This is a genomic window from Micromonospora sp. WMMD558 (genome assembly GCF_049315255.1).
In the GTDB taxonomy this organism is placed as follows: domain Bacteria; phylum Actinomycetota; class Actinomycetes; order Mycobacteriales; family Micromonosporaceae; genus Micromonospora.
The window spans coordinates 2641938-2654167 of sequence record NZ_CP186061.1; the positions used below are offsets into that span (position 1 = coordinate 2641938).

Below are 12230 nucleotides of genomic sequence, written 5' to 3' on the forward strand. Positions count from 1 at the left end.
CGGTCAGGACGCGCGGGGGCGGCTCTTCGCGATCAGCATCGCCCGGTCGGCGGCCTCGAAGGCGGCGCCGAGGGCGTCGTGCGGGCCCGGCCCGGTGGCGTTCACCTCGGCGAAGCCGATGCTGACCCCGACCGGCGTGCCGGGGACCAGCGACTCCCAGTCCTCCGCCCGGACGGCGCTCTCGATGCGGCGGGCCACGTCGGCCGCCTCGGCCATGCCCGCGCCGGACAGCACCACGACGAACTCGTCCCCGCCGTAGCGGGCCACGAAGTCGCCCCGGCGCATCACCCGGTTGACCACCCCGGCGACGCGTTGCAGGACCAGGTCGCCGGAGTGGTGCCCGTGCCGGGTGTTAACCGCCTTGAAGCCGTCCAGGTCGCACACGCCGATCACCACCCGCTCGCCCCGGGCGACCACGGCGGCGATGTACCGCTCCAACCGGCGCCGGTTCGGCAGGCCGGTCAGCGGGTCGGACAGCGCCTCGCCCTCGAAGCGGGCCGCCTCGCGGCGCAGGTCCTCGTGGTCGATACGGGCAGCGATGCCGTCGATGTAGACGTCCCGGAGGCGGTCGTTGCGTTGCGCGGCGAGCCGGAAGGCCAGCCGGTCGGCCCGGTGCGCGGCCGCGTGGTCGCCGGCGCGGCCGAAGGCGATGCTGCGCAGCCGGGCCGGCTCGGCCGCGCCCAGCGTCTCCGTGGAGACCTGGACGCCGTCCAGCCGGGTGACCGCCTCGATCGGGCGTCCCACGGCGATGGCCAGGCACACCTGCCCGAGCTGGCGCATGTCCCGGGCCCGGGAACTGTCACCGCCGTGGCCGAGCAGCCGGGCGGGGGCCGCGTCCGTCTCGACCTCCAGCCGGTCGCCCAGGGATGCCCGGCGTGCGGCCGCGTAGCCGTACGCGGCGAGGCTGCTCGGGCGCAGCCGGCCGGCCCGTCCCGCCCGCAGGAAGCGCTCCAGGTCACCGGCCACGTCCCGGAGCACCCGCAGGCAGCCGTCGCTGTCGCCGTGGTGGTCCAGCGCGACGGCGTTGCGCAGCCGGATGCCGGGGGCGGCGAACGTCTCCTCCGGGATGCCGGCGGCGAGCCCGAGCTGGCGCGCGCGCTCGATCGCGCCGAGGGCGTACCCGTGGAAACTCAGGTAGGAGTAGGCCATCGCCAGGTCGTGCCAGCCCCACGCGGTGTCCCGGTCCGGGTCCTCCACGGCACCCAGTGCGCGGGCGGCCCGCACCAGGTGGGTGACGCAGCGGTCCAGCGCGCCCTGGTGGTGGGCGGCGAGCGCGGCGAGCGCGTTCAGGTGCCCGTGCAGGTACGGCTCCGCGAGATCGCGGACGGCGGTGGTGGCCGCCTCGATGGCCCTCGTGTACTCGGCCGTGCGGCCCAGGTTGAGCACCGCGGAGAGGCGCTGCACCAGCGCGTCGGCCCGGGCGTACGGGTCGGCGGTGGTGGCGAGCACCTGGTCGAGGACGGTGTACGCCTCGGCGGAACGGCTCGACTCCTGCAGCGCCCGTGCCCGAGTCAGGGCGTCAACCTGGTCGCCGACCCGGTCGAGCCAACCCACGCCTGACCTCCCGTCGGTGTGCGCCTGGCCGCACCAGCTCGTGGTGGGCTCCGCGACGCTTCATGATTATCTCGTGAGCACCCTGCCGCAACAGCCGTCCGAAGGGACGAACCGGGAGCGCCCCACCGTGGCGGTGGCGCGGGCGGCCCGCGTGCTCGCCGACGCCGGTGTCGAGGGTGCGCGCGCCGAGGCCGAGCTGCTGGCCGCGTACGTGCTGGGGGTGTCGCGGGGGCGGCTGGCGCTGGCCGACGGTTTCAGCCGGGCCCAGCGCGACCGGTTCGACGCGCTGGTGGCCCGGCGGGCCGACCGGGAGCCGTTGCAGCACCTCACCGGCACCGCCGGGTTCCGGCACCTGGAGCTGGCGGTGGGGCCGGGCGTCTTCGTGCCCCGGCCGGAGACGGAACTGCTCGCCGGTTGGGGCGTCGACCAGGCGCGACGGATCCCGGAGCCGCTGGTCGTGGACCTGTGCAGCGGGTCCGGCGCGATCGCCCTCGCGGTCGCGCAGGAGGTGCCGGCGGCGCGCGTGGTGGCGGTGGAGGGGGCATCGGGGGCGCTGTCCTGGCTGCGGCGCAACGCGGCGGACCGGGCCGCGGCGGGGGACCGGCCGATCGAGGTGGTGGCGGCCGACGTCACCGCGCCGGACCTCCTCGCCGACCTGGCGGGCCGGGTGGACGTGCTGCTCTGCAACCCGCCGTACGTGCCGGCGGACGTCGTCGTGCCGCCCGAGGTGGGTCGGCACGACCCGGCGAACGCCGTGTTCGGCGGCGGCGACGGCCTGGCGGTGATCCGGCCGGTGGTGGCCCGGGCGGCGGTGCTGCTGCGTCCGGGCGGTGTGCTCGGGATCGAGCACGACGACACGCACGGCGAGGCGGTGCCCCGGCTGCTCGCCGGGGCCGGCGGGTACGCCTCGATCGCCGATCACGCCGATCTCGCCGGCCGGCCCCGCTTCGCCACCGCGTCCCGGCGTGCGGACGGCCCGCACGCCGCCGCTGGCCCGGCGTGGCAGACTGCATCCTCGTGATGCTCTACGACTGCCGGTCGCCCGCCGACCGGGACCGCGGCATCGCTGCGGCCATCGAGGCGGTCAAGAACGGCGAGCTGGTCGTGCTGCCGACCGACACGGTCTACGGGATCGGCGCGGACGCGTTCACGCCGTACGCGGTCAAGGCCCTGCTCGACGCGAAGGGTGGCCGGCCGGCCCCGCCGCCGGTGCTGATCGGTTCCCGGCACACGCTGGACGGCCTGGTCTTCTCCCTGCCGCGGGCGGCCCGGGACCTGGTCGAGGCGTTCTGGCCGGGCCCGCTGACCATCGTGGTCGAGCACTCGCCCAGCCTCCGGTGGGACCTGGGGGAGACCTCGGGCACGGTCGCGGTGCGGATGCCCCTGCATCCGGTGGCGCTGGAGGTGCTCCGGGAGACCGGCCCGATGGCGGTCGCTTCGGCCAACAAGGCCGGCCTGGCCGCCGCGACGACGGCCGAGGCGGCACGGGACCAGCTCGCCTACTCGGTGCGTGCCTACCTGGAGGCCGGGCCCGCGGTCGACCCGGTGCCGAGCACGATCGTGGATCTTACCGGCGAGGTGCCCCAGTTGGTCCGCGCGGGCGCCATCGGGTTGGAGAAGCTACGCGACGTGGTGCCGGACATCGCCGAGAGCCGGGTGGCCTGAGTGCCTCCGTTCACCGTTCTGCACGTGTGCATGGGCAACATCTGCCGCTCGCCGATGGCGGAGCGGCTGTTGACCCTGGCCGTCCGGGAGCGGCTGGAGCGGCGCGGGGCGGACCCGGGCCGCGCGGACGACCTGCTGCACAGCCACAGCGCCGGCACCGGCGGCTGGCACGCCGGCGAGGAGATGAACCCGCCGGCCGCCCGGCAGGTCGCCGCCCGCGGCGGCAGCGCCGAGGGTTTCGCCGCGCGCAAGCTCCGCTCCGACCACATCGACGCCGCCGACCTCGTGCTCACCGCGACGGCCGACCAGCAGGAGTACGTGGTGGCGCTACGCCCGGACGCGGCGGCGCGCACCTTCGTGCTGGGCGAGTTCGGCCGCCTGCTCGCCGCGTCGGATCCGGCCGGCCTGCCGGCGGCCGACGTGACCCCGGACGCCGTGTACGCGCGGGGCGTGGCTCTGGTCGAGGCGGTCCACGCCGCCCGGGCGGGCGCCACCCCGCTGACCACCGACGACCTCGACGACCCGTGGGGTCGTGGCGACCAGTGCTTCAGCCGGGTCGCCGACGAGATCGAGGAGACCGTCCACCCGTTGGCGGCGGCGTTGCTCCCGTAACCCACCCGGGTTACCCGTCCGCCGAACGATGCGGACAAGAGGCACATTCAGGTCATTCTGTGTGGGTCCTGACGGCTCCTGCGGGGAGAGCTGATGACCCGGGCACACCTCGACAAGCTCCTGACCATCCTGCTGGCCGGCGTCCTGGCCGGCCTCGTGCTCGCGGCGGCGGCCCTACCGGCCGCGCTGGTGTTCGGAGTGGGGTTCTCGGCGCTCGCCGCGCCCTACTCGGAGCTGCCCAACACGCTGCGGACGCCGCCGAGCGCGCAGCGGTCCAACCTGTACGCCGCCGACGGCACCACCCTGATCACCTCCTTCTACCAGGAGGACCGGGTGGACGTGCCGCTGGCGGAGGTGGCCCCCGTCATGCGCCAGGCGATCATCGCCGCCGAGGACGTGCGCTTCCACGAGCACAGCGGGGTGGACCTGCGCGGCGTCGTCCGGGCATTCACCGTCAACCGGAGCGGCGGCACGACGCGGCAGGGCGCCTCGACCCTGACCATGCAGTACGTCCGTAACGTGCTCTCCAACGACCCGCGGTTGACCGAGCGCCAGCGCCGCGCGGCCACGGAGGTGAGCACCACCCGCAAGGTCCAGGAGATGCGGTACGCGCTCGCCCTGGAACGCGAGCTGAGCAAGGACGAGATCCTCGCCCGCTACCTCAACATCGCGTACTTCGGCGCCGGGGCGTACGGGGTGGCGGCGGCGAGCAAGCGCTACTTCTCCAAGTCGCCGGCCGAGCTGACGCTGGCCGAGTCGGCGCTGCTGGCCGGGCTGGTCCGTTCGCCGCACAGCGACGACCCGATCAACGGCGACGCGGACGCCGCGCTGCGGCGCCGGGGGTACGTGCTGGACCAGATGGTGGAGTCCGGCCAGGTCCCGGCCGCCCAGGCCGCCGCCGTGAAGGCCCAGCCGCTCGCCCTGCGAACCAGCGAGACGCCGAACGACTGCACGGCGGTGCCCGAGGCGCACAAGGACTGGGGCTACTTCTGCGACTGGTTCACGCGCTGGTGGAACTCGCAGGAGGCGTTCGGGTCGACGGTCGACGAGCGGCAGCTCGCCCTGCGGCGGGGCGGCTACTCGATCGTGGCGTCGTTCAACCCGGCGGTGCAGCGGACCGCGATGGAGCAGGTGCGGCGGATCTACGCGACGGACGACCGGTACGCCATGCCGACCGCGGTGGTCCAGCCCGGCACCGGGCGGGTGCTGGCCATGGCGGTGAACCGGAACTACAGCGTGGAGGCCAACCCGCGCGGGTGGAAGAACCACCCGAACACGGTCAACCAGCTGGTTGCCGGCGGCGGGGCGATCCAGGGCTACCAGGCCGGCAGCACCTTCAAGCTGTTCACCGTGCTGGCCGCGCTGGAGTCGGGCCTGCCGCTGGACACCGAGTTCGACGCACCCGAGCGGATCCTCAGCGACTACCCGGCGAGCGGCCCGGGGAGCTGCGACGGGTACTGGTGCCCGCGTAACGCCAACTCGTCCATGGACGGCCGGCACACCATGTGGAGCGCGTTCGGCCGGTCGGTCAACACGTACTTCGCCTGGCTCACCGAACGGGTCGGCGCCGACCGGGTGGTGGAGATGGCCGAGCGGCTCGGCATCGTGTTCCGGGCCGAGGACGACGCCCGGCTGGCCCGGCACGGGGCCCGCGAGTGGGGGCCGTTCACCCTCGGCGTCTCGGCGACCACGCCGCTGGACCTGGCGAACGCGTACGCCACGGTGGCGGCCGAGGGGAGCTGGTGCGCGCCGCTGCCGGTGGTGTCGATCACCGACGCCGCCGGGCGTCCGGTCGCCGCCGCCCAGCCGGACTGCCGCCAGGTGGTGGACCGGGACGTGGCCCGGGCGGCGGCGGACGCGGCGCGCTGCCCGGTCGGCGACCGGTCGATGTACGGGGGCTGTGACGGCGGCACCGCGGAGGGCCTGCGGGAGAAGGTGGGCCGCCCGGTCGCCGGGAAGACCGGCAGCTCGGAGGGGTACGGCACGGAGACCGTCGTCGCCGTCACCCCGCAGCTGGCGGTGGCCGCCATCGCCACAAACCCGGACGACCCGCGGGACGCGGTCGGCAAGACGGTGCAGGCGCGGATGGTGGACGCGGTGGCGGAGCTGATGTCGTTCGCCCTGCGCGGGCAGCCGGTGCGCGACTTCGTCCCACCGAGCGAGGTGACCGCCCACGAGATCACCGGCGCCCGGACCGGCGACTAGCGGGCCCGGGTCACCGGAGGGCGGGGTCGGCGGTCTCGGCGCCCTTGGCGATGTTGCGGGCCATCCCACCGAAGACCACCGCGTGGAACGGCGCCACCGCGCCCCAGTACGCGTGACCGGACAGGCCGCGCGGCAGGAACACCGCCCGCTGGTGGTACCGGCTCCGGCCGTCGCCGGCCGGTATCGCCCGCATCTCCAGCCAGGCGCGGCCGGGCAGCCGCATCTCGGCGCGCAGCCGCAGCAGTTCGCCGGGGACGATCTCCTCCACCCGCCAGAAGTCCAGCGCCTCGCCGACCTGGAGGCGGTGCGGGTCGCGCCGGCCCCGGCGCAGGCCCACCCCGCCGATCAGCCGGTCCAGCCAGCCGCGCACCGACCAGGCCAGCGGGAACGAGTACCAGCCGTGCTCGCCGCCGACGCCCTCGATCACCTGCCACAGCCGCTCCGGCGGAGCATCGACCGTCCGCTCCCGGACGTCGGTGTAGGCGGTGCCGCCGGACCACTTCGGGTCGGTGGGCAGCGGTTCGGCCGGCGCGTCCGGCCCGCTCGCGGTGGACCAGCGGGTCTCGACCTGCGCGTCGCGCACCTTCGCCAGCGCCAGGGCGACCGCCTGGTCGAAGCCGGTCAGCCCTTCCGGCGGGTCGGGCACGTAGGCCGCGATGTCCTGCTCGCGCGCCACCGCCTCGTGGATCAGGCTCTCCACCAGCGGCCGGGCGATGGAGCTGGGCACCGGGGTGACCCAGCCGACCCAGTACGAGGAGAGCGACGGGCTCAGCGCGCGCACCGGCAGGATGATCCGCCGGCGCAGCCCGGCCACCCGGGCGTACCGCTGCATCATGTCATGGAAGGTCAGCACGTCGGGCCCGCCGATGTCGAAGGCCCGGTTCACCTCCGGCGGCAGGGTCGCGCAGCCGACCAGGTAACGCAGCACGTCCCGGACGGCGATCGGTTGGATCTGGTTGCGCACCCAGCGCGGCGCGACCATGCCCGGCAGCCGCTCGGTCAGGTAGCGCAGCATCTCGAACGAGGCCGATCCGGACCCGATGATCACCGCGGCCCGCAGCACCACCGTCGGCACCCCGCTCGCCAGCAGGATCCGCCCCACCTCGGCCCGCGAGCGCAGGTGGGGGGAGGAGACGCCCGCCTCCGCCGTCGGCTCCGGCCCGCCCAGGTAGACGATCCGGTGTACGCCCGCGGCGCGCGCCGCCTCGGCGAAGTGCGTGGCCGCCTCCCGGTCGGCGGCCTCGAACCCGGACTGGCCGAGCGAGTGCACCAGGTAGTACGCGACGTCGACGCCGTCGAACGCGGCGGCCAGCGTGTCCGGCCTGCGCAGGTCGCCCTCGGCGATCTCGGCCTGGGACGCCCACGGTACGTCCCGCAGCCGTCCGGCCTTGCGGGCCAGGCAGCGTACGGTGTGCCCCTCTTCCAGCAGGCGGGGCGCCAGCCGCCCGCCGATGTACCCCGTCGCTCCGGTCACCAGGCATCGCACGGCCTCCAGTCTGCGGCCCAATAGACTCTGGCGCTGTGGACATCGAGAGGACGCCGACCTTCTGGGGGCCGGACTTCGACCAGCTGCGGGCGACCGACCCGGAGATCGCCGACGTCGTGCTCGGCGAGCTGGCCCGGCTGCGCGGCGGCCTCCAGCTGATCGCCAGCGAGAACCTGACCTCCCCGGCCGTGCTCGCGGCGCTCGGTTCGACGCTGACCAACAAGTACGCCGAGGGCTACCCCGGCCGCCGCTACTACGGCGGCTGCGCGGAGGTGGACCGCGCCGAGGAGATCGCGATCGCCCGGGCGAAGGAGCTGTTCGGCGCCGAGCACGCCAACCTCCAGCCGCACTCCGGCGCGAGCGCCAACCTGGCCGCGTACGCCGCGCTGGTCCAGCCGGGGGACACCGTGCTCGCCATGGACCTGCCGCACGGCGGTCACCTCACCCACGGCAGCCGGGTGAACTTCTCCGGCAAGTGGTTCGCCACGGTCGGCTACACCGTCCACCGGGACACCGAGCTGATCGACTACGACGAGGTGCGCGACCTGGCGCTCGCCCACCGACCCAAGATGATCATCTGCGGGGCGACGGCGTATCCCCGGCTGATCGACTTCGCGCGCTTCCGCGAGATCGCCGACGAGGTCGACGCGTACCTGATGGTGGACGCCGCCCACTTCATCGGCCTGGTGGCCGGCGGGGCCATCCCGTCGCCGGTGCCGTACGCCGACGTCGTCTGCCTCACCACCCACAAGGTGCTGCGCGGCCCGCGCGGCGGCATGATCCTCTGCCGGGAGCCGCTGGCCCAGCGGATCGACAAGGCCGTCTTCCCGTTCACCCAGGGCGGCCCGCTGATGCACGCCGTCGCGGCGAAGGCGGTCGCGCTGCGCGAGGCCGCCCAGCCGGCGTTCCGGGCGTACGCCGCCCAGGTGGTCCGCAACGCCCAGGCGCTCGCGGCCGGTCTCGCCGACGAGGGGATGCGTCCGGTCTCCGGCGGTACCGACACCCACCTCGCCCTGCTCGACCTGCGCGAGGTCGGCGTGACCGGCGCCCAGGCCGAGGCCCGCTGCGACGCCGCCGGCATCACGCTCAACAAGAACGCCATCCCGTACGACCCGCAGAAGCCGATGACCGCCTCCGGGATCCGGGTCGGCACGCCGAGCGTCACCACCCAGGGCATGGGCGAGCCGGAGATGCGGCGGGTGGCCGACCTGATCGCGCGCGCGGTGCGCACCGATCCGGAGGCCCCGGGCGGCGGCGACGCGCTGCGCCGGGTGGCGGCCGAGGTGACTGAGCTGGTCGGGGCCTTCCCGGCGTACCCCCGTGGCTGAGCGCGGGGTGCGCGAGCCGGTGGCGCGGACGGGCGGCGACCGGCGGTGGCGCCTGCGGCACCTGCCGCTGCTGCTCGCGGCGACCGGCCTGCTCGCGGCGGCGGCCGCGGTGGTCGGCGCGCTGACCGGCGGCCCCGACGCGGCTCTCGGCGCCGCGCTCGGGGTGGGTGTGACCGCCGCCAGCTACACCCTCACCACCGTCGTGCTGGCCTGGGCCGACAGCGTCAACCCGCAACTCGTGCTGCCGTTCGGCCTCGGCCTGTACGCGGCCAAGTTCACCCTGCTCGGCGTGGTGATGGTCGGCGTGGCCTCGACCGGTTGGGCCGGGCTGGTCCCGCTCTGCCTCGGCATCGCCGCCGGCGTGGTGGTCTGGACCGGCGTGCACATCTGGTGGCTGACGACCGTCCACGCTCGCCGGTCACGCTAGGTCGCCGTCCCACACCTCGGACGCCGGCAAAATGTGTCCGGCATGGGTCATTTCCTGGCTGGCCGAACGGGAGTAGCGTGCCCACAGACGACGCTGCCCGCCGGACGCCCACACAACGACGGTTGTGCGGGGGGTGAGGCACAGCCTCGTCTTCCCGGCTGATATCGTTCGCCCCGTCATGGCTGGTGACCAAACCCCCCGACCCAGCGGCGGCCCGGACGATGTTCCGTCCGGTGCCGGCCAGGGTTGGACCGCGCTCTCCTACCTGATCGCGGGCATGCTCGTGTGGGGGGTCATCGGCTGGCTGGTCGACCGGTGGCTCGGCACCGGTGGCGTCGCCACCGGGATCGGCGTCGTGCTCGGCATGGCCGGGGGGATCATCCTGGTCGTCCGCAAGCTCGGCACGCCTAAATAGGAAGGGACGCGGTGTTCGGACAGGCGAACGTCCTGGCACAGGGCGAGGCGGTATTCCCTCCCAGCGTGGAGGACTTCTACCTGCCCAGCATCCTGCCGTGGGGTGCGGAGAACTCCTACTGGTTCACCAAGATCACGGCGATGGTGTGGCTCGCCGTCGGCGTCCTGATCATCTTCTTCCTGGCCAGCTACCGGAACCCGCAGCTGGTGCCGACGAAGAAGCAGTGGTACGCCGAGTCGATCTACGGCTTCGTGCGGAACAACATCGCGGTCGACATGATCGGGCACGCGGGGGTGCGGTTCGCGCCGTACTTCACCACGCTCTTCTGCTTCATCCTGCTGACCAACTTCTTCGCGATCGTTCCGTTCCTGCAGATCTCACCGAACTCGCACATCGCCTTCCCGGCGTTCCTCGCCGTGATCAGCTACGTGATGTTCATCTGGGTCGGCATCCGCCACCACGGCGCCGGGAAGTTCTTCAAGAATTCACTGATCCCGCCGGCGCCCTGGTACATCCTGCCGCTGCTGATCCCGATCGAGTTCTTCTCGACCTTCCTCGTCCGGCCGTTCTCGCTGGCCGTCCGTCTCTTCGCGAACATGTTCGCCGGCCACATGCTCCTGCTGGTCTTCACGCTCGGCGGCTTCGCGATGCTGAACGCCAATGTCTGGCTGGCGCCGGTCTCGGTGCTGTCCTGGGCGATGACCGTCGCGCTCACCTTCCTCGAGTTCCTGGTGATCGTCCTGCAGGCCTACGTCTTCACGGTCCTGACCGCGAGCTACGTCCAGGGCGCGCTCGCCGAGGAACACTGATCCACCCAGCACCAACCCGTTGTCGTCCCGCGTGACCGTCACGCGTGATAACCAGGAGGAACCACACCAATGGACGCTAGCGTTCTCGCCGCGGTAGAGGGCAGCACCGCCGCCATCGGCTACGGCCTCGCCGCCATCGGCCCCGGCATCGGCGTCGGCCTGGTCTTCGCCGCCTACATCCAGTCGACCGCCCGCCAGCCGGAGTCGTCCCGGATGACCCTGCCGTACGTCTGGATCGGCTTCGCCGTCATCGAGGCGCTCGCGCTGCTGGGTATCGCGTTCGGCTTCATCTGGCAGGGCCCGATCCAGTAATTTCGCCCCCCTCTGACCGGGAGGTCTTCCATGTTCTACCTCGCCGCTGAGGGTGGTGAGTCCGCCCACAACCCGATCATTCCGATCTGGCAGGAGATCGTTGTCGGTGGCATCGCCTTCATCCTGCTCGCCGTCGTGCTGATGAAGTTCGTCTTCCCCCGCATGGAGCAGACGTTCCAGGCGCGGGTCGACGCGATCGAGGGTGGCATCAAGCGCGCCGAGGCCGCGCAGGCCGAGGCGAACCAGCTGCTCGAGCAGTACCGGGCGCAGCTCGCCGAGGCGCGTACCGACGCCGCCAAGATCCGGGACGACGCCCGGGCCGACGCGGAGGGCATCCGCCAGGACATCCTCGCCAAGGCGCGGGAGGAGTCCGACCGGATCATCGCCGCCGGCAAGGAGCAGCTCGCCGCCGAGCGCGCCACCATCGTGCGCGAGCTGCGCACCGAGGTCGGCACCCTCGCGGTGGACCTGGCCAGCAAGATCGTCGGTGAGTCGCTCGCCGACGAGGCGCGTCGCAAGGGCACCGTCGACCGGTTCCTGAGCGGTCTCGAGAGCGCGGGGGCCCGCTGATGCAGGCCGCCAGCCGGGAGTCGTACAAGGTCGCGGCCGAGCGCCTCGACGCGTACGTCCGTGGCGCGGAGCCGTCGGCGGTGGCCTCCACCGCCGACGAGCTCCTCTCCGTCGCCGACCTGCTGCGGCGGGAGCCGCGGCTGCGCCGGGCGCTCTCCGACCCGGCCCGCTCCGGTGCGGACCGCGCCGGTCTGCTCACCGGGATCCTGGGCGGCAAGGTCGGCGCGGGTGCGCTCGACCTGCTGACCGCGCTGGTCTCCGGTCGCTGGTCGGCCCCGTCGGAGCTCCTCGACGGCACCGAGCGGCTCGGTGTCGAGGCCCTGCTGGCCGCCGCCGACAAGGCGGGGGACCTGGGCGAGGTCGAGGACGAGCTGTTCCGCTTCGGTCAGGTCGTCGCCGGCCAGTCGGCGCTCTCCAACGCGCTCTCCGACCCGATCGCCCCGGTCGCCCAGCGCGCCGAGCTGGCCCGCGAGCTGCTGGCCGGCAAGGCCCGTCCGGTCACCGTCCGCCTCGTCGAGGTGGCCCTCGGCGGGTTCGGGGGGCGCTCGTTCGTCGGCGCGCTCACCCGGCTGGTCGAGCTGGCCGCCGACCGGCGGGATCGGCAGGTCGCGTACGTGACCGTCGCGGCCCCGCTGAGTGACGAGGAGGAGCGACGCCTCGGCGCCCGCCTCTCCGAGATGTACGGTCGAGAGGTTTCCGTCAAGCAGACGGTGGACCCGGAGGTGCTCGGTGGGGTGAGCGTGCGGGTCGGCTCCGACCTGTACGACGGCACCGTCCTGCGCCGCCTCAACGAGACCCGCAACGCGCTCGCGAAGCGCTGAGCGGCCCCGCCGCGCAGCGCCCTGAC

Annotated in this window: 13 protein-coding genes; 11 read left to right on the forward strand and 2 right to left on the reverse strand. The window is 73.6% G+C overall.

Annotated elements, in window-relative coordinates; translation table 11 throughout:
* Window positions 1–3: 3 nt before the first annotated feature.
* Window positions 4–1554, reverse strand: coding sequence for a GGDEF domain-containing protein (locus ACN26Y_RS12880; protein ID WP_155330513.1), 1551 nt, complete (start codon window positions 1552–1554; stop codon window positions 4–6).
* Between the two features lie 73 nt (window positions 1555–1627).
* On the opposite strand from ACN26Y_RS12880, the gene prmC reads away from it, so the two are divergent.
* The 4 genes from prmC to ACN26Y_RS12900 all read left to right on the forward strand — a co-directional run bounded on the left by prmC (window position 1628) and on the right by ACN26Y_RS12900 (window position 6036).
* The gene (prmC, locus tag ACN26Y_RS12885; protein ID WP_155330514.1) at window positions 1628–2575 is read left to right on the forward strand and encodes a peptide chain release factor N(5)-glutamine methyltransferase; all 948 of its coding nucleotides are present in this window, start codon (window positions 1628–1630) and stop codon (window positions 2573–2575) included.
* Window positions 2575–3219: an L-threonylcarbamoyladenylate synthase gene (locus tag ACN26Y_RS12890; protein ID WP_155334058.1), complete on the forward strand. Its 645-nt coding sequence runs from the start codon at window positions 2575–2577 to the stop codon at window positions 3217–3219. The genes prmC and ACN26Y_RS12890 overlap by 1 nt, the downstream gene beginning before the upstream one ends.
* Window positions 3220–3831, forward strand: a complete 612-nt coding sequence (locus tag ACN26Y_RS12895; protein ID WP_155330515.1) for a phosphotyrosine protein phosphatase — start codon at window positions 3220–3222, stop codon at window positions 3829–3831.
* 93 nt (window positions 3832–3924) lie between these two features.
* Window positions 3925–6036 carry a transglycosylase domain-containing protein gene (locus ACN26Y_RS12900; protein WP_422734758.1) on the forward strand — a complete coding sequence of 704 codons (2112 nt, stop codon included), beginning with the start codon at window positions 3925–3927 and terminating at the stop codon, window positions 6034–6036.
* A gap of 10 nt (window positions 6037–6046) precedes the next feature.
* On the opposite strand, the gene ACN26Y_RS12905 is transcribed toward ACN26Y_RS12900, so the two are convergent.
* Window positions 6047–7522, reverse strand: coding sequence for an SDR family oxidoreductase (locus tag ACN26Y_RS12905; protein WP_155330517.1), 1476 nt, complete (start codon window positions 7520–7522; stop codon window positions 6047–6049).
* A gap of 35 nt (window positions 7523–7557) precedes the next feature.
* Between ACN26Y_RS12905 and glyA the strand changes: the two genes are divergently transcribed.
* The 7 genes from glyA (at window position 7558) to ACN26Y_RS12940 (ending at window position 12204) form a co-directional block, all read left to right on the forward strand.
* The gene (glyA, locus tag ACN26Y_RS12910; protein WP_422734759.1) at window positions 7558–8850 is read left to right on the forward strand and encodes a serine hydroxymethyltransferase; all 1293 of its coding nucleotides are present in this window, start codon (window positions 7558–7560) and stop codon (window positions 8848–8850) included.
* Window positions 8843–9277 (forward strand): hypothetical protein, encoded by a 435-nt coding sequence (locus ACN26Y_RS12915; protein WP_370463326.1) that lies wholly within the window; start codon window positions 8843–8845, stop codon window positions 9275–9277. The genes glyA and ACN26Y_RS12915 overlap by 8 nt, the downstream gene beginning before the upstream one ends.
* Before the next feature lie 178 nt (window positions 9278–9455).
* Window positions 9456–9692, forward strand: coding sequence for an AtpZ/AtpI family protein (locus ACN26Y_RS12920; protein ID WP_155330518.1), 237 nt, complete (start codon window positions 9456–9458; stop codon window positions 9690–9692).
* An 11-nt stretch (window positions 9693–9703) separates the two neighbouring features.
* Window positions 9704–10501 (forward strand): F0F1 ATP synthase subunit A, encoded by a 798-nt coding sequence (atpB, locus tag ACN26Y_RS12925; protein ID WP_155330519.1) that lies wholly within the window; start codon window positions 9704–9706, stop codon window positions 10499–10501.
* 69 nt (window positions 10502–10570) lie between these two features.
* A complete protein-coding gene (locus tag ACN26Y_RS12930) occupies window positions 10571–10813 on the forward strand; it encodes an ATP synthase F0 subunit C (RefSeq protein ID WP_155330520.1) in 243 nt (80 codons plus the stop codon).
* A gap of 30 nt (window positions 10814–10843) precedes the next feature.
* Window positions 10844–11383, forward strand: coding sequence for a F0F1 ATP synthase subunit B (locus ACN26Y_RS12935; protein WP_155330521.1), 540 nt, complete (start codon window positions 10844–10846; stop codon window positions 11381–11383).
* Entirely contained in the window at window positions 11383–12204 is an 822-nt protein-coding gene (locus tag ACN26Y_RS12940; RefSeq protein ID WP_155330522.1) for a F0F1 ATP synthase subunit delta, read from the forward strand. The genes ACN26Y_RS12935 and ACN26Y_RS12940 overlap by 1 nt, the downstream gene beginning before the upstream one ends.
* Window positions 12205–12230 lie beyond the last annotated feature (26 nt).